General features: G+C 61.4%; 18 protein-coding genes and 1 pseudogene. 1 reads left to right on the top strand and 18 read right to left on the bottom strand.

The genetic code is table 11. From position 1 onward, the window contains the following. Positions 1–102: 102 nt before the first annotated feature. The 18 genes and pseudogenes from ShzoTeo12_RS20800 to ShzoTeo12_RS20715 form a co-directional block, all read right to left on the bottom strand. A pseudogene (locus tag ShzoTeo12_RS20800) lies at positions 103–213 on the bottom strand (type II toxin-antitoxin system RelB/DinJ family antitoxin); the annotation flags it as partial. Positions 214–366: 153 nt separating this feature from the next. After that, a complete protein-coding gene (locus tag ShzoTeo12_RS20795; RefSeq protein ID WP_318913975.1) occupies positions 367–1,131 on the bottom strand; it encodes an SDR family NAD(P)-dependent oxidoreductase in 765 nt (254 codons plus the stop codon). A gap of 20 nt (positions 1,132–1,151) precedes the next feature. Then, positions 1,152–1,736: an XRE family transcriptional regulator gene (locus ShzoTeo12_RS20790; protein WP_318913973.1), complete on the bottom strand. Its 585-nt coding sequence runs from the start codon at positions 1,734–1,736 to the stop codon at positions 1,152–1,154. Between the two features lie 119 nt (positions 1,737–1,855). Next, positions 1,856–2,623, bottom strand: a complete 768-nt coding sequence (locus ShzoTeo12_RS20785; protein WP_318913972.1) for an SDR family oxidoreductase — start codon at positions 2,621–2,623, stop codon at positions 1,856–1,858. A gap of 21 nt (positions 2,624–2,644) precedes the next feature. After that, the gene (locus tag ShzoTeo12_RS20780; RefSeq protein ID WP_413251187.1) at positions 2,645–3,298 is read right to left on the bottom strand and encodes an ABC transporter ATP-binding protein; all 654 of its coding nucleotides are present in this window, start codon (positions 3,296–3,298) and stop codon (positions 2,645–2,647) included. Then, positions 3,285–4,043 (bottom strand): ABC transporter ATP-binding protein, encoded by a 759-nt coding sequence (locus tag ShzoTeo12_RS20775; protein WP_318913969.1) that lies wholly within the window; start codon positions 4,041–4,043, stop codon positions 3,285–3,287. The genes ShzoTeo12_RS20780 and ShzoTeo12_RS20775 overlap by 14 nt, the downstream gene beginning before the upstream one ends. 41 nt (positions 4,044–4,084) lie before the next feature. Beyond that, positions 4,085–5,080, bottom strand: coding sequence for an ABC transporter permease subunit (locus tag ShzoTeo12_RS20770; RefSeq protein ID WP_318913967.1), 996 nt, complete (start codon positions 5,078–5,080; stop codon positions 4,085–4,087). A gap of 3 nt (positions 5,081–5,083) precedes the next feature. After that, complete coding sequence (locus tag ShzoTeo12_RS20765) at positions 5,084–6,034, bottom strand: branched-chain amino acid ABC transporter permease (RefSeq protein WP_119254801.1); 951 nt, start codon at positions 6,032–6,034, stop codon at positions 5,084–5,086. Positions 6,035–6,102: 68 nt separating this feature from the next. Further along, positions 6,103–7,221: a branched-chain amino acid ABC transporter substrate-binding protein gene (locus ShzoTeo12_RS20760; RefSeq protein WP_162911199.1), complete on the bottom strand. Its 1,119-nt coding sequence runs from the start codon at positions 7,219–7,221 to the stop codon at positions 6,103–6,105. Positions 7,222–7,353: 132 nt separating this feature from the next. After that, the gene (locus ShzoTeo12_RS20755) at positions 7,354–8,142 is read right to left on the bottom strand and encodes an SDR family NAD(P)-dependent oxidoreductase (RefSeq protein WP_318913966.1); all 789 of its coding nucleotides are present in this window, start codon (positions 8,140–8,142) and stop codon (positions 7,354–7,356) included. 27 nt (positions 8,143–8,169) lie between these two features. Next, on the bottom strand, positions 8,170–8,865 hold the full coding sequence (locus tag ShzoTeo12_RS20750) for an acetoacetate decarboxylase family protein (RefSeq protein WP_318913965.1): 696 nt from the start codon (positions 8,863–8,865) through the stop codon (positions 8,170–8,172). Positions 8,866–8,951: 86 nt separating this feature from the next. Continuing rightward, a complete protein-coding gene (locus ShzoTeo12_RS20745; protein ID WP_318913963.1) occupies positions 8,952–10,385 on the bottom strand; it encodes an NAD-dependent succinate-semialdehyde dehydrogenase in 1,434 nt (477 codons plus the stop codon). Between the two features lie 25 nt (positions 10,386–10,410). Beyond that, the gene (locus ShzoTeo12_RS20740) at positions 10,411–11,514 is read right to left on the bottom strand and encodes a Zn-dependent alcohol dehydrogenase (protein ID WP_318913962.1); all 1,104 of its coding nucleotides are present in this window, start codon (positions 11,512–11,514) and stop codon (positions 10,411–10,413) included. A 52-nt stretch (positions 11,515–11,566) separates the two neighbouring features. Next, a complete protein-coding gene (locus ShzoTeo12_RS20735) occupies positions 11,567–13,114 on the bottom strand; it encodes an AMP-binding protein (RefSeq protein ID WP_318913961.1) in 1,548 nt (515 codons plus the stop codon). A gap of 29 nt (positions 13,115–13,143) precedes the next feature. Then, on the bottom strand, positions 13,144–13,917 hold the full coding sequence (locus tag ShzoTeo12_RS20730; protein WP_119254971.1) for an enoyl-CoA hydratase/isomerase family protein: 774 nt from the start codon (positions 13,915–13,917) through the stop codon (positions 13,144–13,146). A 133-nt stretch (positions 13,918–14,050) separates the two neighbouring features. Next, a complete protein-coding gene (locus tag ShzoTeo12_RS20725; protein ID WP_413251186.1) occupies positions 14,051–14,857 on the bottom strand; it encodes an IclR family transcriptional regulator in 807 nt (268 codons plus the stop codon). Positions 14,858–14,967: 110 nt separating this feature from the next. Then, on the bottom strand, positions 14,968–15,183 hold the full coding sequence (locus ShzoTeo12_RS20720) for a hypothetical protein (RefSeq protein ID WP_162911198.1): 216 nt from the start codon (positions 15,181–15,183) through the stop codon (positions 14,968–14,970). Between the two features lie 424 nt (positions 15,184–15,607). Beyond that, the gene (locus ShzoTeo12_RS20715; protein WP_318913957.1) at positions 15,608–16,975 is read right to left on the bottom strand and encodes a PLP-dependent aminotransferase family protein; all 1,368 of its coding nucleotides are present in this window, start codon (positions 16,973–16,975) and stop codon (positions 15,608–15,610) included. Positions 16,976–17,251: 276 nt separating this feature from the next. On the opposite strand from ShzoTeo12_RS20715, the gene ShzoTeo12_RS20710 reads away from it, so the two are divergent. Further along, positions 17,252–18,499, top strand: coding sequence for an FAD-dependent oxidoreductase (locus ShzoTeo12_RS20710; RefSeq protein ID WP_318913956.1), 1,248 nt, complete (start codon positions 17,252–17,254; stop codon positions 18,497–18,499). Positions 18,500–18,501: the final 2 nt, after the last annotated feature.

Here is an 18,501-nt window from a genome sequence, read left to right as displayed (position 1 = left end):
GACTGATTGGCGTCGAATCACCCGGTTGGCAATGAGTCTGGCCATTCCTGCGCGCCATGCAGGACGCGAAGAATACGTATGTCGTTTCGGTAACGGCATACGCAGGACACGCACCGCATCAGATACCGTAAGCCCCATGCTCTCAAGCACGGCGGAGGCACGATCGCGGACTTCAGAATCAATGCGTGTTTGGACAAGTGCGTTTGCAGCCATAGTTATCTCCACATCCAAGGATAAGGCAATGCAATTGCATGACAAAACCCATAGTGAACCCAAACCATTTCGCGCCGACATGTCCCTATTAAGCTCTTGAAGGGATACGAACCGCTGACTCCATCTTTCATTGAAGCAGGCGGAACAGGGCCATCATTTCGCGAGGTACCCGCCATCGGCATCGAAGCATGCGCCGGTGACGAAGGACGAGGCATCGGATAGCAGGAAGAGAATGACATTGGTGATCTCGTCCGCCTGCCCGACCCGCTGCATCGGATGAAGTGCGGCAGCGGCCCGGCGTTTTTCGTCGTTCAAATGTCCCAGCAGCGGCGTGTCGATAAAGCCCGGCGCGACAGCGTTGATGCGGATGCCTTGTGCTGCATGGTCGAGGGCGGCCGCCTTGGTGAGGCCGATGACGCCATGTTTGGCGGCAGTGTACGCCGGCTGGCCGGCAAAGCCGCGAAACCCCATGATGGAAGAGACATTGACGATGGATCCGCCGCCACGCACCAGCATGGCCGGAATCTGGTGCCGCACCGCATTGAACACGCCGGTCAGGTTGACCGCAATGATCCTATCCCATTGCTCACACGGATAAGATGCGGTCTCGCAGCGCGGCAGGTCGATGCCGGCGGAATTGACGGCGAGATCAAGGCCGCCGAAATTGTCGACACCGCGCTTGATTGCCTCCTTCACACTGGCGATCGCCGTGACGTCAACTTCGACCGCCAGCACGGTCTCCGATGCGAGCGTCTTGGCGAAGGCGTCCAGACGTATCTTATCCCGATCCACGAGAACGAGCTTCGCACCGAGATCGGCTAGTCTGCGGGCAGTCGCAGCGCCGATACCCGAAGCGGTGCCTGAAACGAAGGCAACCTTGCCCAAAAATGCCGCGGGATCGAAAAGGGGAGATGCCATGCGTCTACGCCTGCCGTGACCTACTTGTAAACGCCGACCCAGATGATGATGGTCGGTTCAGTCTTTGAGGGATTGTGGGAGCGGTAGGTCGACGAGCGATTGAAGCGGTAGCTGTCGCCCTCGACGAGCTCGAACTTTTCTTCATCCACCCAGAGCTCCAGACACCCCTTGAGAATGTACCCGTATTCGGCGCCGGACGTCGGCACGTTCTTGGGTTCCGTCTCAAGACCGGGTTCGAAAGTCGACATCATGAATTCGACATCGGAATCGAGCTGCGGCGTCAGGAGTTCGGTTCGTGCACCGCGATGCAGCATGAAGCGGCGTTGCCCGCTGCGGACGACGATATCCTTTTCGCGCTCGGCGTCCGGTTGCTTCTCTTCCAGATCGACAAACCAACTCATCGGCACGCCGAAGATCGTACAGGCTGCGTACAAGTCCTTCAGTGTCGGCTGCGACAGGCCGCGTTCGAGCTGGCTGACATAACCCGTTGAACGGTTCAGCCCCTCGGCAAGCTGCTGGATGGTAATGCGTCGTGAGCGTCGAAGTTCACGCAGCGTCTTGCCTACATGATCGAGCGTCGGGGCTTCGAAAACAGAATTGGACATCGAGCATAACCTGATAAATTCACTTGAATGATGGAATTGATCAAACACTTCATCGAAGTCAACGCCAGCCTTGGATTGCAATCCCCACCGGGCCGGTTGTCCCCATCTACCAGGCCATCTCAGCCAAACGTTCCCGCCGTGGTGCCGCCATCCAACATATAGACCATACCGTTGGCATAACTCGCCTGCGGCGACAGCAGGTGGCCGATCGCATCAGCCACTTCCTCCGGCCGGGCGAAACGGCCGAGCGGCACGCGGCGCTCGTAGAAGGCTCGGTCGTAGCCGCCGCCGCTTTCCTTCAGGAGACCGCCAGCCATCGGCGTGTCGACGAAGCTCGGGCAGACGACGTTGCTGCGCAGGCCTTCGGGGCCATGATCGAGCGCCATGCAACGGATCAGGCCGACCACACCATGCTTTGATGCGCTGTAGGCGGCATAACCACGTGAACCACGCACACCGGAGTCCGAACTGACCGCGACGAAGGCGGACGACGGGTTGTGCAACAGGTGCGGAACCGCATGCCGCGCCAGCAGGAAAGGGCCTGTCAGGTTCACAGCCAGCGTGATCTCCCAGGTCTCGTCGGTTAGCGTCGTGACGTCACCTTTCCGTGCAACGCCGGCTGCGGCGACAACACCGGAGAGAAAGCCGTGTCCTTCGACAGCCCGGCCGACCGCACCCCCGACGTCGCTGTCCGCCGACGCGTCACCCACCACCGCAATGACCGCCGCTCCCTGGCTTTGGCAGGCGCTTGCCACCTCCGCCATCGCCGACGCGTTGCGATCGAACAGGGTGAGCGCGATACCGTCTTTAGCCAGATAAATCGCGGTTGCCCGCCCGATCCCGGAGGCCGCGCCGGAGATCAGGACGGATGTCTGGGCTTTAGGCATGTTTCCTCCATATATGCCCTGTCAGGCGCCGAGATAGGCAGCCTTGAGATCGGGGTCGTTGAGCACATTGTTGGCGCCCCCCTCCACCGAGCAGCGACCGGCATCGATCACATAGGCATAGTCGGCGATTTCCAGGGCCACCGCGGCATTCTGCTCGACAACGATGAGGCTGATGCCGGATTTCGACAGCGTGATAATGATCTCGAAAATCTGGTTGATGATCTTCGGCGCCAGACCGAGCGAAGGCTCATCCAGCATCAGGAGCTCGGGCGTCGCCATCAGCGAGCGGCCGATCGCCAGCATCTGCTGCTGGCCGCCGCTCATCCGGCTCGCCAGCGAATGCCGCCTCTCCCTGAGGATCGGGAACATGTCGTAGACCTGGGTCCTGATCTCGTCGAAGCCGCGCCCACGACCGGGGATGTAGCCGGCCAGCAGGTTCTCCTCGACCGTCAGCCGCTGGAGGATCTGGCGACCCTCCGGGCAATGGGCGAGACCGAGGCGGGTGATCTCTTCAGGCGGCAGGCCCTTGATCGGCAGGCCCTTGAACTCGATCTCACCGGAATAGATCTGTGTCAGGCCGGAAATCGAGCGCAGGGTCGATGTCTTCCCCGCGCCGTTCGCGCCGATGATCGTGACGATCTCGCCGGCGCGGACTTCCAGATCAATGCCGAACAATACCTGCGTTCGCCCGTAGCCCGCCTTGAGCCCGGCGACTTTGAGCAAGCTTGCGGATGTCGTCGAGTTCTTCCGTGGTTCCAAGATAGGCCTCCTGCACTCTTTCGTTCGTGCGCACCAGATCCGGCGTGCCGGAGCAAAGCAGCTCGCCATAGTTCAAGACGTCGATCCGGTCGGAAATGGACATCACCATGTCCATGTCGTGTTCGACGAGGATGATCGCGCGGTCTTCACGTCTCAGGCCGGCGATCATCGCCGCCATGTCCTTCGTTTCGGTATGGTTGAGGCCAGCGGCCGGCTCGTCCAGCAGCACGATCGGCGCCTGTGTGACGAAGGCGCGCGCCAGTTCGAGTATCTTCTGCCGCCCGTACGGCAGGTCGCCGGCCAGAACATCCGCCACATCCGAAAGATGAAATTCGGCGAGGCAGGCGTGGCAGATCTCGAGCCGCTCGGCCTTGCTCAGCCGTTTCGCACCGGTCAGGAAGGTCAACCACGACTGCGGGAAGAAGCAGACCTCGAGATTCTCGAGAACCGTCATGCCGTCGAAGAGGCGAAGGTTCTGGTAGGTGCGCGACACGCCGAGCTGGGCGATGCGGTGCTTCGGCAGCCTGTTAAGGGCCGTCGCGCCCAGCCGGATCGTACCTGATGTCACCGAATAGGAGCCGGCGATCATGTTGACGACGGTGGATTTGCCGGCACCGTTCGGCCCGATGATCGAATAGATTGAACCGACGTCGAAGGACAACGACAGGCTCCGGATCGCGACGAGTGAACCGAAATGCTTGTTTACGTTTTCGAGGGCGAGAGCCATAGGTTCCGGACCTTTCGAATGATGAAGCCGAGGTTGAAGCGGGGCGAGACGAGACCGGCGGGACGAAGAACGATAACGGTCACGAGGACGACGCCATAGATCAGCAGGCGATATTGCGCGGCGAAATGCAGGACTTCCGGCAGCACGATGAGCACCACAGCCCCGGCGATGACGCCGACGATGTTACCAACGCCGCCGATGATGATGATCAGCACGACGAGCAAGGACTCCTGGAAGGTGAAGCTTTCCGGGCTGACGAAGCGTTGGAAGGAGCCGAAGATCACGCCACCGGCACCGCCGATGGCGGCACTCAGCGCAAAGGCCAGCAGCTTCAGCGTCGTGGTGTTGATGCCGAGGCCACGCACCACGTCCTGGTCCTCGCGCAGCGCCCGCCAGGCTTTCCCGAGGATTGAGCGTTCCATGTAGTAGACGCCAGCGCAGACGATGATGGCCAGCATGAGCAGCAGCCAGTAGAAATGCACCGGGCTGGTTAGCGGCAGGCCGAAGAGGCTCGCCCGGTCGAGGCCGGCAATACCTTGCGGACCGTTGGTCAGGTCATCGGCATTGTTGATGGCAATGCGGATGATCTCGCCGAAGGAGAGCGTGACGATGGCGAGATAGTCACCGCGCAGCTTCAGAACCGGAAACCCGAGCAGGATCCCCGCTATGGCGCCGGCCGCGGCTCCTATGAACAGGATGACGATGAACGGCAGGTGGATGTCGAATTGCCCGCTGGCAAGCAGGGCATAGGCATAAGCGCCCACCGCGTAGAAAGCGATGAAGCCGAGATCGAGCAGACCTGCGTAACCGACCACGAGGTTCAGGCCGACAGCCAGGATGATGTAGATCAGGATACTGTCCACGACGCGGACATAGTAGGCTGGAAGGTACGGCACCAGCGCCAACAGAACCACGCAAAGCGCGAGAACCGCAAGAAGACTGAGCCGCCGGGCGATCACCGAATTCCCCATGGGTCAGTAATCCTTCTTTGCAACGGTCGTTTCTTCCGAGACGGTCTCGCCGAGCAGGCCGGCGGGCTTGAACAGAAGAACGAGAATGAGAACGGCGAAGGCGAAGACATCGCGATATTCCGTGCCGATGTAGCCGAAGGAGATAATCGGCAGGAAGGCCGTGCCGAAAGTCTCGATAGCGCCGAGCAGGAAGCCGCCGAGCATTGCGCCCGGAATGGACCCGATGCCGCCGAGAATGGCCGCTGTGAAAGCCTTCAGGCCGATGACGGAGCCCATGGTCGGCTGCATGATGCCATAGTAAGATGCGTACATGATGCCGGCCATGGCCCCGAGCCCGGGGCCGATGAAGAAGACAAGGCTGACAGCGCGGTTGACACGGATGCCGAGCAGGCTCGATGTCGTCCAGCTCTCGGACGCCGCACGGATCCAGATACCGAGGCGCGTGCCGTTGACGAAGAGCGTCAAGCCCACCATCAACAGGACCGCAGCGACGAGGATACCGAACTGTACCGTTGTCACCATACCGCCGAGCGCATCGATCGGTGTGCTTGGCACGATCGCCGGGAAATGCACCGGCTGCGGGCCGACCGTCACACGCACCGCACTCTGCAGCACGATGGACATGCCGAGCGCGCTCAACATCGGCGCAAGGCGGCCATAGGCGCGCAGCGGCCGGTAGGCGAAGCGCTCGATCGCCACGCCGAGCAGGCCGACGATAACGAAACTCGCGATGATCGCGACGGCGGAATCGAGCACCGGCGCCAAACCACCCAGTCCGATAAGCCCACTGAAAATGAACGTGTATATATACGGGCCGAGCATGAAGAACTCGCCATGGGCGAAGTTGATCAGGCGCATCACGCCGTAGACCATCGTGTAGCCAAGGGCTATCAATCCGTAGATAGCACCGATAGCGAGCGCGAAGATCAGCTGTTGGAGAAAGTAGTCGAACAAGGGGATCGCCTCTATGACGACGGGCCGGCACGGACTGCGCCGGCCCCGTTGAACAAATGTCCGGCTGATTACTGCTTGATCAGTTCGAACTTGCCGTCCTTGACGACGTAGAGGTACATCGGCGCGGTGGTGTTTTCACCATTCTCATCGAAAGCGACCGGGCCGAGCAATGTCTCTACCGTCACGCCATGCAACTGCGCGAGAACGCCCGTGCGGTCCAGGCTTTCAGCCTTTTCCACCGCGGCGGCCATCACCTGCGCATTGGCAAAGCCGAGCGAGGCATAGGGACCGGGTGCACGGCCGAAGCGGGCCTGGTGGCGGTCGGAGAAGTCCTTCAGTTCCGGCGAGGAATCGTAGGGCGGAAGCTGGAAGGTCATGAGCGCACCCTCAGCGGACGCTGCACCGACCTGTGTGATGAAATCGACGGTAAAACCGATATCCGGGCCGATGAACTGGGCCTTCAGGCCCTGCTCGCGCATCTGCTTGAGGAACAGGGCAAGCTGCGGCATGCCGGCGCCCATATAGACGACATCAGGGTTTTCCAGCTTGATGGAGGCGATCAGCGCCGAGAAATCGACGTCCTCGGGGTTCGTGCCGAAGGTACCGGAGATTTTGCCGCCGCCGGCCTCGAAATTGTCCTTGAAGACGCCCGCGATGCCCTGGCCGAAGACGGTCTTGTCGTGCACCAGTACGGCATTCTTCAGGCCGAGTTTTTCCGTGACGTATTTCGCAGGCAGCGCGCCCTGCACGAAGTCGTTGGCGACGGGCCGCACGACGGTCTTGAAGCCCATGCGCATCAGTTCCGGATTGGTGGCGGGCACGACCTGCGGCATGCCGCATTCCGAGTAGATATCGAGGGCAGGCATGGTGACGCCGCTGTTCATGTGGCCGATCACGCCGATGACGGCGCTGTCGTCGCAGAACTGCTGGGCAACGAGCGTTCCCTGACGCGGGTCGGCGCGATCATCGAGCGGGCGGAAGACCACCTTGTTGCCCTTGATGCCGCCCTTCTCGTTGAGCTGGTCGAAATAGAGCTGGGCGCCGTCGATCTGCGACTGGCCGAACTCGGCCTGTGCGCCGGACATCGGCGCACTGCCACCCAGCACGATGTCATCCGCCAGCACCGGCATGGCACCGGAGGCGAAGAGGAGTGCTGCGGCAGAAAGAAGTATATGGGTTCTGTTCATTTTGGTTCCCCTTTTGCTCGTTGAGATTCGTCGCACGGAACTCCCGTCCGGGCAACGCACGCATGAAATTATTCGATACATTCTTCACGACAGTGACCAGGCACGCGACTACCTGAAGTTTCCCTTCCCTCCTCATTTCGCGAGATAACCACCGTCAACCGCCAGCACGTGGCCGGTAGTCATTGCCGAGGCCGGTCCGGCCAGAAAAATCATGGCGGAGGCCACCTCGTCCGGTTCGGCCAGGCGCTTCAGTGGCGTCAGGCTGCGGATCTTTTCCATCTGCGATCCGTCGGCCATCAAATGATCGATCAGAGGCGTGCGAACCCAGGTCGGCGCCACCGCGTTGACGCGAATGTCGTGATCGGCCCATTCGACGGCCAGCGTCCGGGTGAGGTTCACTACGCCGGCCTTGGTCGATTGATACGAGAGGTTCGGATGGAGGCCACCACCCGAATAGCTCATGATCGAGGCCGTGTTGATCACCACGCCGGGCATGCCCCGAGCGATCCAGGAGCGGGCAGCCGTCCGCGAGCACAAGAACATGCCCGTCAAATTGACCGAGACGACGCTGTTCCAATCTTCGATCGCAAGCTCGATCGATGGTCGTCGGATCGAGATGCCCGCATTGTTGACCAGAATGTCGAGGCCGCCTGCCTCCTGCTCCGCCGCGGCGAAGACAGCCAGAACATCGGCCTCATCGGTAACGTCGAGGGCGAAGGCTGTCGCCGCACCGCCAGCCTCCTGCACCTCCCGGCAAACGGCTTCCGCCGCCGGCCGATCCCGATCGAGAACCACCACATGCGCCCCGAAAGCAGCGAACATCAGCGCCGCAGCGCGACCGATGCCACCACCGCCACCGGTGATGAAGACCCGCTTTTCATCGAGCCTGAACATCTTTTCGGGCGCATTTGCACACATCATGTGTACGGTTCCCTGTTCAGCTCGTTTTCAGCCGACGATTTTGCCGAAGCCGAGGACGAAGTTGGCGACGATCATTTCCGCACCGACGATCTCGCGGATCTGGAAGTCGGAGAACGGATCGCTGGCGCTGCCACCGATCTTGATCTCGGCCCTGCCGAGGGCATGACGGAGCGTTTCGGACTGACCGAGCGAGTTTTCGATGATCTGCGTCTCGACGGCCGCATTTTCCGGTGACGGAATGATACGGGTCTGGAAACGCGGGTGTAGAGCCGGCTTCTCGAAGGCCGGACCATCAGCCTTGAAGTCGATCTCGATCAACGACGTGCCGCGGCGCGAGAGCTTGGCCGTGACTGCCGTTTCGCTCGCCTTCCACTCGACTTCGCCCATTTTCTTCGGATAACCCCAGACCTCGCGGCCGACCGCCATGGAGTCATCATTGGTGACGATCTCGTACAGCACGTGACCGCCCGGGCGACCCTGGTAGCTGATCGGCACCACGATGCCGCCTTCCGCATAGGACCCGAGCGCGCCGCCGGCCGGCACGTCCATGATGAAGAATTCGATAACGTCGCCCCGGACGTCGAACTGCGCCGGCAAAGCCGCGCGGATCGCCGCCTCGTCAACGCGGCAGAACACGCTGACCTTGCTGAAGGCTTTGTAATCGAACGGCGGCGCCTGATAGAGGGGCGCGCGCTGCGGGAGGGCATAGGCGTTCTGGGACATGGCAGAGGGGTCTTTCCTGTGTGTTCACTTCAGAACGAAATTCACACTAATGAAAAAATGAAGTCAAGATTTCATTTTTATGATTTTCACAAACTCGCCTGTGAAACGAACTTGATCGTCTGGAATGTCTCAAGTGCCTCAGGCCCGCCCTCGGAGCCGTACCCGGAATCCTTCACGCCGTTGAAGGGAACCTCCGCATAGGCAAGGCCGTAATCGTTGATCGAAAGCATGCCCGTTTCGATGTCTTCGGCGAAACGCTGCGCGTGTCTCTGGGACCGCGTGAAGGCATAGGCGGCCAAGCCGAACGGCAACCGGTTCGCCTCGGCAATTGCCGCATCCACCGCCGCGAAACGGTTGACGACCGCGACAGGCCCAAACGGCTCCTCGTTCATGATCGCGGCGTCCTGCGGCACGTCGGCCAGCACCGTCGGCTCGAAGAAGAAGCCGGCATTGCCGATGCGGTTGCCGCCGGTCAGCAGGCGGCCGCCCTTGGCGACCGCGTCGCCGATCAGTCGGTCCATCGCGTCGAGGCGGCGGGCATTCGCCATCGGCCCCATGTCGATACCGTCGGAAAGACCATCTCCCACCTTCACGGCCTTCGCCGCGGTGACGAAGTCTTCGAGGACAGTGTCGAAGACAGGCTCTTCCACCAGCACGCGCGTCGGCGCGATGCAGACCTGGCCCGCATTGTGGAACTTGTGGCCGGCCAGCATCGAAACCGCGGACGAAAGGTCCGCATCGGCGCAGACGATGTACGGCGCATGGCCGCCCAGCTCCATCGTCACCCGCTTCATGTGGGCGCCGGCGACCGCGGTCAGATGTTTGCCGACCGGCGTCGAACCGGTGAAGGACACCTTGCGGATCACCGGATGCGGAATGAGATACTCGGAAATTTCCGAAGGTGTGCCGTAGAGAAGGTTGATCGCGCCATCAGGGAAACCGGCATCGGCAAAGGCGCGAACCATGGCTGCGCAGGAGGCCGGCGCCTCTTCGGCGGCCTTCAGGATGACCGTGCAGCCGGCGGCAAGAGCCGCGCAAATCTTGCGGATCGCCTGGGCGACCGGATAGTTCCAGGGCGTGAACGCAGCGACCACGCCGATCGGCTCCTTCATGACCATCTGCTGCACGCCGGGCGTGCGCGCCGGGATGATGCGGCCGTAGGAGCGGATGGCCTCTTCCGCGAACCAGCGGATGACATCATCGGCGTTGCGCAGTTCCGACCGGGCTTCGGCAAGCGGCTTGCCCTGTTCCATGGTCAGGACGGGCGCGATATCATCGATACGGGCACGCAGATTGTCGGCGGCCGCATGGAGCAGTTTTGCGCGGTCGCGTGCCGTCGTCTTGCGCCACTGTTCGAAGGCTTTGGCAGCGGCTGCGAGCACACGATCCATGTCGCGGGTGGTCGCTTTCGCGACACGGCCGATTTCGCCGCCGGTCGCCGGATTGAGAACCGCGAGCGTTTCACCGTCTGAGCCGTTCGTCCATTCGCCGGCGATGAAGAGTTGGGTATCAGGATACATATTCTGTCTCATTGGATTTCGTCAGTCAGCGGTCGAAGCACACGAGCGTGCGGGCAAGAACGCCTTGCTGCAGCCAGCGGAAGGCCTCATTGATCTGCTCCAGCGGCACGCGCGCACCGACCTGGCGATCCAGGTCGAAACGGCCGGCCCGGTAGAGGCCGAGGATGCGTTCGAAATCACGCTCCGGAACCCCGCCGCCATAGTTGCTGCCGATGATGCGCTTCTGGGTATTCGGCAAAGTCGAGGCCGGGAGCGAGACCATCTCGCCCTTGGCGGCGATACCCACGGAAATCACTGAACCGCCGAGCCGGACGCTGTCATAGGCAAGTGCGATTGCCGCGGGCCGCCCGGTGCAATCGATGATGCTATCGGGTCCGCGGCCGCGGCTCAGCGCCTTCAGTTCCGCGGTGACATCCTGCGTTGCGGAATTCAGAAAGTGCGTTGCGCCGAACGAACGGGCGACCGCTTCCTTTTCCGGATTGATATCGATGGCGACGACCGCTTCGGCCCCAGCGACGGACGCCGCATGGATGGCATTGATGCCCACACCACCGACACCGATGACACCGACAATCTCGCCGGGCTCGACGCGCGCATCGTTCACCACCGCGCCGAAACCCGTCGTTACCGCGCAACCGACGAGAGCTGCGACCTCAAAGGGAATGTCGTGCTCGATCTTGGAGCAGCCTGCTTCCGGCACGACCGCAAGTTCTGCAAAACTCGACACGCAGGTGAAATGATTGACCGGCTTTTGCGCACTGCCGAGCCGGCGGGCACCGTTCCAGAGCGTGTTGCCGCCCGCAGCGTCACCATAGGTGTCGCACATGGTCGGCAGGCGCTTGTGGCAGTAGAAGCATTCGCCGCAGTTGGGCGCCCAGGAGAGAATGACGTGGTCGCCCTTCTTCACCTTCGACACTGCCGAACCGGTGCGCTCGACAATGCCGGCCGCTTCATGGCCAAGGATGACGGGCAGGCTGGGGCGCGACTTGCCCTTTGCGGCGCTGAGATCGCTGTGGCAGACGCCGGTCGCGATGATGCGCACCAGCACCTCTCGATCGCCGGGATTAGCGATCGGCACATCCTCGATGACGAGGTCTTCGTTGAACGTGTAGAGAACGGCGGCCTTCATTCTGACTGTCTCCCCTTGGGGTATTCGATTGTGTGCGTATCGGGACCGGACCTCATCGGCCGGTGCGTTGCTGCCTGTCCCAGCTGCCCTCGACGGATGCGGGCAGTCGGTGCTTCATGATGCGCTGGCTTGGCGTGCGCTCGAACTCCTCGACCACGGTGAGGTAGCGCGGGTTCTGGAACGGCGCCAGACGATGAGCAAGCCAATCGGAGAAAGCCGGATAGTCGATGGCCACCCCTTCCTTGGGCTTGATAAACAGCTTGATCTCCTGTTCGCCGACCTCGGCCTTGACGCCGATCAGCGCGCAGTCTTCAACCATCGGATGACTGCCGGCGACGTGCTCCACCTCGAAGGCCGAAACGTTCTCGCCCTTCACCCGAACGCTGTCCGTCAGCCGGCCGAGGAAAAAGAGGTTGCCGTCCGCATCGATCATGCCAAGGTCGCCGGTGTGGAAACCGTCCGGCCGGAGCGCCTTGGCTGTCGCCTCTTCATTGCGGAAATAGCCGGCGAAGACCGCGCCCGCCTGACGCGGATGGACGACGATCTCGCCATGCACGCCCGCCGCTACGGGCGCACCCTGTTCGTCGAGAATCTCGACGGAAAGCCAAGGCACAGGCGTGCCGACGGAGCCGAGTACGCCGGCCGCGTTGAATGTGGTGATGCTGGAGGATTCCGTCATGCCGTAGCATTCGCGCAGTGGGGTGCCGAAGCGCTCCTCGAAGGCGCGCCAGATATCGCGCGGGCAACCACCGCCCCAGGCGGCGCGAACCTTGTGGTCACGATCGCGCGCACTCTCTGGCTGCTTGAGGAGGATCTGCAACACACCACCGAGATAGTGGATCTGCGTCGCGCCGCAGTCGCGCACCTGATCCCAGAAACGACTGGCGCTGAAGCGCTGCACCATGGACAGTTTGACGTCGCGCAGCAACGGGATCGGGATAAGCTGCGCGCCACCGATGTGATAAAGCGGCTCCCAGACGAAGAAGACATCGCCATCGCGCGCATCCGAGCAGAGCATCGCGCCCTCCGCCGCATAGCGTAACATGCGATGGGTGACGCGCACCCCCTTCGGGCGGCCGGTCGTGCCGGACGTGTAATTCAGCGCAAAGAGGTCATCGGCTGCCGGCAGCGGCTCAGCAAAAACGTGATCGCCGTTGGCAAGCCGGTCGAGCGATTCCGTGTCGCCTGCCTCTGCGATGAGCCGGAACGCCGAGATGTCGGCACCGCATTCCGAGATATTCGGAAAGAGATCACGATCGGCGAAGACGACGCGCGGATCGCAATGTTCCAGAATGTATTTCAACCCGTCGCCACGCAGATGCACATTCACTGGCACCCAGACGGCGCCGCACTTGGCAATGGCGAACAGCACGGCGAGGCTGTCGGGGCTGTTGCGCAGCATCAGCGCCACGCGATCACCCTTCTCGACGCCGAGGCGACGAAGCGCGACCGCGACATTGTCCGATTTGGAATGAAGAGCGGCAAAGGTGATCGGTTCGCCGTCGAACGTCGAATAGATGGCATCGGGCGAAGCGGCGGCCCGAGCCGGCAGGCGAGAAATGAAACCTTGGTCTTCCACACTATAGTCCTGAAAAATCATTGATCTTGAAAAGCGGACTGCAATGCGGTTCAGCCGGACTTCGCCTTTGATTTGGCGGCGAAAAACTGTTCCATCATGCGGTTGGGCTCGCCGTCGCCATAGGCGATGCGCTGGTTGCGCACGCCGGCTGCAAGCGCGTCGCGGAAACGGACCTCGGTGACTTCACGGAAACGCTGCTTGTTGAGCTTCATGGCAAGCCGCGGCTTGGCGGCAAGCTGTTCGCCGAGCGCCAATGATGCTTCCAGCACCTCCACGCGCGGGACGATCCGGTTGATGAGGCCGATGGCGACGCATTCCGCCGCCTCCATCATGCGACCGCTGAGGGTCAGGTCGGTGGTGCGCGCAAGCCCGATCATCTCCATCATGATCCATGGACCAGTCGTGCTCGCGATCCCGGAATTGATCTCCGGCTGCCCCATCTTCACGCCGTCATGGCCGATGCGGAAATCGCCGAGCAAGGTCACCTGGAAAGCCGAGCCTGCAGCCAGGCCGTTCAGCGCCATGATCAACGGCTTGGAGAGGCTGCGGATCCGATCGTAGAGCCGCTCCCATTCGCCGATCCAGAGCTCCGCGCGGTCGGGGTCGAAAGTCTTGGTCTCGTTAAGATCCTGCCCGGCACCAAAGGCGCGTTCGCCTGCCCCGGTCATGATGATCGCACCGACGGCGGCGTCCTCTTCGGCGGATTCCAACGCAGCCATGAGGTCAAGGCGCATGTGGGAATGCCAGGCATTGAGAACCTCAGGGCGATTCAGCGTGATCACGCGGCAAGAGCCGCGCTGCTCTGTCAAAATGAAATTTGTCATTGCGATCCGTCGTATTATATTTCGATACTAAGTATCGTATTTCAATACACGAAATTGTCAATGGGGTTTTCACGACATAAAAAAGCCCTCGCCGGCAGGTCGGCGAAGGCTCGAAAATCGTGCATTGAAGGCGTTAGAAGGTAGAGGAGGCCTGCGAGATCGAGCGCGCGGCTGCCACGACAAGAGGCGCGAATGTCTCTTCCGCCTTTTCCGCCGTGTAGCGCGCGTTGGACACACCGATATTGACCGCTGCAACAGGACGTCCGATCTGGTCAATCACCGCGGCAGCGACCGAGAGATCGCCTGGAAAGAACTCACCCCAAGTCGTAGCATAACCGGCACTACGTGCGGCATCGAGCCGTTCGACCAGCCCATCGACCGTGTGTACCGTCTGCGGCGTGAAGGCCTGCAAGGGCGACCGCTCGATGAGCGAGAGAGCCTCCGCCGCCGGCAGTCGGGAGAGGATCGCCCGACCCGGCGCCGTGCAGAAGGCAGGCATACGCGTGCCAACGACGACATCGGTGTTGAGCATATGGCGGCTCATGAAACGGGCAGCGAAGACGATCTCCGTACCGTCAGGCAGCGTGAGGTTGACCGCCTCCTCCGTCTCGCGGCTGAGATGGAGGAGATAGGGCATCGCCTGGTTGACCAGCGGGTTGGCTGTGATGAAATGGCGCGCCATTTCGAGGCTGCGCAGGCTGAGCTCGAAACGCTTGGTCACCGGGTCCTTTTGCAAATAGCCCAGCTTGTTCAGTGTATGGGTAAAACGTTGCGCGGCGCTCTTGTCGAGGCCGACATTCGCGCCGATCTGCGCCAGACTGAGGGTCCTGTTGGTGCCGTCAAAGGCCTCCAACACCCGAAACGCCTTTTCCACGGATCGCACCATCAGCGGATCGGTATCGTCGGCACTTTTCGGGTCATCAGAGGACAAGCTCGTCACCTTGGCAATCGCTTCGCCGCACCTAGGGGCGGCATGGCAGAACCTGTCTCGTGTAACCCGGCCTCCCGGTATCGGCAAGTCCGCCGGATTTCAGCGGGGCACCTGTCAGATCAGGCGGAGTCCTTGAACAGAAGATCGCGCACGCGGTCGGAATCATGTGCGACGTGCTGGCGCATCAGGCCGCGGGCTCTTTCGCTGTCTGCGCAGAGGATGGCGTTGGCTAGCGGACGATAGTCCACCGCTTCCGGCGCCGGCGACAGGGCGCTCTGATTGCAGAAATACCAGAGCCCGAGGGCGAGATTGAAGTTCTGCGGCAGCATGGCCACGAGGTAGTCACCTTGGCCTGCCGCCACAAACCGCCCTGGCGCTTGCAAGGGAAATCGTCTCCGGCGCCGGTGCCCTGGCAAAGGCCGCCGACATTTCCCCTACAGAATTGCGCCGCTAGGTCATCAGCCCAGGCAGCACCACCCAAGCATCGCTCCGCGTACTTATGGATAACGACACCCTGAAAAGTCCACTCAACCTCGCGGCAATCGCAGCCCACTATCGCGCTGTCGAGATTGCTAGCGAGGCATGACGCTGGCGTGGCTAGGATGACAGCTAACCCGCTTTTGGTATTGAAGGAATACGAACCACCCCTCCTCCCGATTCTTCCATGACTCTCGCCCACGAAATCCGAGCCGGACGCGGACCGGCGCAAGACAAACGTGCAAGCTTTCAAAGCCCATACGGCTAGTCACTTGCCATCTGCTATACCGATCCATGAACCGCTCGAGGCCTATCCTCACAGAGGCTTCGGATGGTTTCCAGCGCTTGGCGCAGACGCTCCATAGTGATGGAGCCGGAAATATTGATTCGGATCGCCTGCTCGATTTCCTTGTTGTCGGCGGCGAAATCGGGCGACGGCAGGATCTTCACACCGCGGCGGCGGCAGCTGGCGGCGAAGTCGAGCGCTCGCCACGGCTGCGGCAAGCGCAGCCACAGGAACATTGAATAGGGCGCCGACTGGTAATCCAAGCCGCTGAAGACTTCCGCGACCATTACTTGACGCTTATTGACTTCTCGCCGGTTGGCCTCGAGCAGCCTGCGAGCAGTGCCGTCCTCGATCCACCGACTCATAATTAGTGCAGAAACAGGCGTCGACATGGATCCGGTCAGGCGAGCGGATTCGGCCGCAATACCGATATGGTCGGCCGGTGCAACGAGGTATCCCAAGCAGAGACTGGGCGCGAGAGCCTTTGAAGCCGTCGTGATATAAAAGGCGCGCTCCGGACACATCGATGAGATTGGCCTCAGTCCGTTTTCTGCAAGCAGCGAATAGACGTCGTCCTCGACGACGATGAAGTCGAAGGTCTGCGCCAGCGAAGCTATCCGGGCCCTTCGCTCTGCGTCAAGCGTCTTCGCGGTGGGATTGTGTAATGTAGGCACGACGAAAAGCGCGGCCATCCGGTGATTTCGGCAAAGCGCTTCAATAGCATCCGGGATAAGGCCCTGCTCGTCGGAATCGACACAAAGCAAAGAGAATTGAAGGGTTGCGGCAAGCGCGCGTAACCCGAAATAGGTCAGTCGATCGGTCATCACCACATCACCGGGCTTGATGAAGGTGGCGAGCGCCGTGAACAGACCATGCTGCGCGCCACTCGTGACGACGACGCGGTCGGGAGTAGTGGCGAAGCCAGCCTCCGCCATCCACTGACATCCCGCCGCGCGCGCCCAGAGCGAACCGTTCAGCGAAGAATAATTCTCCACTTCCTTGAAGCGGGGATCGCTGCCGATGCGGGCGAGTTCAGCAGCATAAGCGAGAATGAAATCCGAAACGGGCGGAGAATTATATGTGAGGTCGGCAAGTTCGGCAGTCCCGGCTGCGGTTTCCGGCGGCGAAAACGACTGTGAAGCAACGATGGTGCCGAGACGTTTTTTGCCCATCACAAGTCCGCGCGCCTGAAGTTCCTGATAAGCGCGCAGGATCGTGGAGACGTTCACGCCGAGTTGGGTGGCGAGATCGCGTTGAGTTGGAAGGGCAGTGCCCGGCGGATAGAGCCCGGAAGCGATCTCAGCTTGTAGACGTGCAGCAATCGCTGAATAGGCCGGCCCTTTGTCTGGCTTTTCTCTCTTCATTGTCTGTCTCGGGCCACGCTTTGGATTTAACGTCAAAGATTTCAAGAAACACAAAAACTACGCATGCTTAGCACCAAAATGGCGATCTCCCGAACAATAGCCTTCCGGTCGATCTGAATCAAGAAACCAATTAAAAATGGTTTTCTCGCGATATTAATATAGACAAAGTAGGCTTTGTATGAATTTATTCTCGTGCTGTATGGTTTTATGGAGGAGCCGCTCTGCGGTTAAAAACCATTTATGTCCGAGGTCTCGCCTAGCAATCCAGCCGTTCCCTTGCAGGGGCGAACCGTCGCAGTCATCGGCGCGGGCATCGTCGGCGCGGCCGCGGCGGTCTTTCTTCAGAACGTCGGCCACAGGGTAACCTTGTGGGATCCGCGAGGCCCGGCGGGCGGCGCATCCTATGGAAATGCCGGCATCGTCGAGGCCTCGAGCTGCCTGCCGATCGCCACGCCCGGCATCCTGCGCGAAATCCCCTCCATGCTCATGGACAGGGACGGGCCGGTCATCATCCGCCCGGGATATTTCCCGAAGGCGCTACCCTGGCTGATGCGGCTGGTGCTCGCCACGCGCTGGTCGAAGATCGAAAGGACGGCGCAGGCATTGCTTTCGCTGAGCCGCAACGCGATCGCAGCTTACGATGCCCTTCTTCGCATCGTTCCTGTTGGCGATGTTATTCACAATGTCGGCAGGCTGACGGTTTATTCCACCGAGGCGGGCTTTGAGGGCGGCGCGGATTCGCGTCGCTTCGCGACGGAGCATGGCATGGCTCTGGATGTGCTCGACCGGTCGGCGATCCACGATCTGGAGCCGCATCTGGCGCCGAAATTTTCAATGGGCGTCCTACAGCCGCATTCGCGCTTCGTCAGCAATCCCAAGCGGCTGGTCGAGGCATGCGTCAATCATCTTTTGGCGCATGGCGGCGAATTGCGCCCGGCCGCCGTCACGCGCATCGAAAGCCGCGACGGCGGCTGCACGATCGTCACCGAAAGCGGCGCGCATTCCTTCGATACCGTCGTGGTCGCCTGCGGCGCCTGGTCAGAGCCGCTGTGCAAAAGCCTCGGCCTATCCGTGCCGCTCGAATCCGAGCGCGGTTATCACCTTCTCCTGCCTCAGCCGAAAAAGACCCTGAGCCGCCCGACACTGTGGGCCGAGCATTACATCAACCTCTGCCCGATGGAGGAAGGCCTGCGCATGACCGTCGGCGTGGAATATGCCGGGCGGGATGCTCCTCCCGATTACGGCCGTGCCCACCGGCTTCTCGTGCATGCACGCACCATGCTGCCCTCGCTTGCAGGCGAGCCGAAAAGCGAATGGCTGGGTCTGCGCCCGTCCCTGCCGGACTCGCTGCCGGTTCTCGGCCCGGCACCGGGGCATCCGAACGTCATCCTCGCCTTCGGGCATAACCATATCGGCCTGACGCTCGGCCCCGCTACCGGTCAGGTCGTCGCCGATCTCGTTTCAGGCCGCAAACCGGCTCTGGATTTGGCGCCCTTCGCGCCGACACGCTCCTACGTCCGATAATT

Origin of the sequence: Shinella zoogloeoides (genome assembly GCF_033705735.1) — a bacterium.
GTDB lineage: Bacteria > Pseudomonadota > Alphaproteobacteria > Rhizobiales > Rhizobiaceae > Shinella > Shinella zoogloeoides_A.
This window is presented reverse-complemented; position numbering and strand designations above follow the sequence as displayed.

Bases quoted from the DNA above. Each gene is read 5' to 3' on its own strand.
- ShzoTeo12_RS20755 (WP_318913966.1), bottom strand. From the start codon at position 8,142: ATGATGTGTGCAAATGCGCCCGAAAAGATGTTCAGGCTCGATGAAAAG.
- ShzoTeo12_RS20745 (WP_318913963.1), bottom strand. From the start codon at position 10,385: ATGTATCCTGATACCCAACTCTTCATCGCCGGCGAATGGACGAACGGC.
- ShzoTeo12_RS20790 (WP_318913973.1), bottom strand. From the start codon at position 1,736: ATGTCCAATTCTGTTTTCGAAGCCCCGACGCTCGATCATGTAGGCAAG.
- ShzoTeo12_RS20730 (WP_119254971.1), bottom strand. From the start codon at position 13,917: ATGACAAATTTCATTTTGACAGAGCAGCGCGGCTCTTGCCGCGTGATC.
- ShzoTeo12_RS20760 (WP_162911199.1), bottom strand. From the start codon at position 7,221: ATGAACAGAACCCATATACTTCTTTCTGCCGCAGCACTCCTCTTCGCC.
- ShzoTeo12_RS20740 (WP_318913962.1), bottom strand. From the start codon at position 11,514: ATGAAGGCCGCCGTTCTCTACACGTTCAACGAAGACCTCGTCATCGAG.
- ShzoTeo12_RS20770 (WP_318913967.1), bottom strand. From the start codon at position 5,080: ATGGGGAATTCGGTGATCGCCCGGCGGCTCAGTCTTCTTGCGGTTCTC.
- ShzoTeo12_RS20785 (WP_318913972.1), bottom strand. From the start codon at position 2,623: ATGCCTAAAGCCCAGACATCCGTCCTGATCTCCGGCGCGGCCTCCGGG.
- ShzoTeo12_RS20795 (WP_318913975.1), bottom strand. From the start codon at position 1,131: ATGGCATCTCCCCTTTTCGATCCCGCGGCATTTTTGGGCAAGGTTGCC.
- ShzoTeo12_RS20735 (WP_318913961.1), bottom strand. From the start codon at position 13,114: ATGATTTTTCAGGACTATAGTGTGGAAGACCAAGGTTTCATTTCTCGC.
- ShzoTeo12_RS20750 (WP_318913965.1), bottom strand. From the start codon at position 8,865: ATGTCCCAGAACGCCTATGCCCTCCCGCAGCGCGCGCCCCTCTATCAG.
- ShzoTeo12_RS20715 (WP_318913957.1), bottom strand. From the start codon at position 16,975: ATGAAGAGAGAAAAGCCAGACAAAGGGCCGGCCTATTCAGCGATTGCT.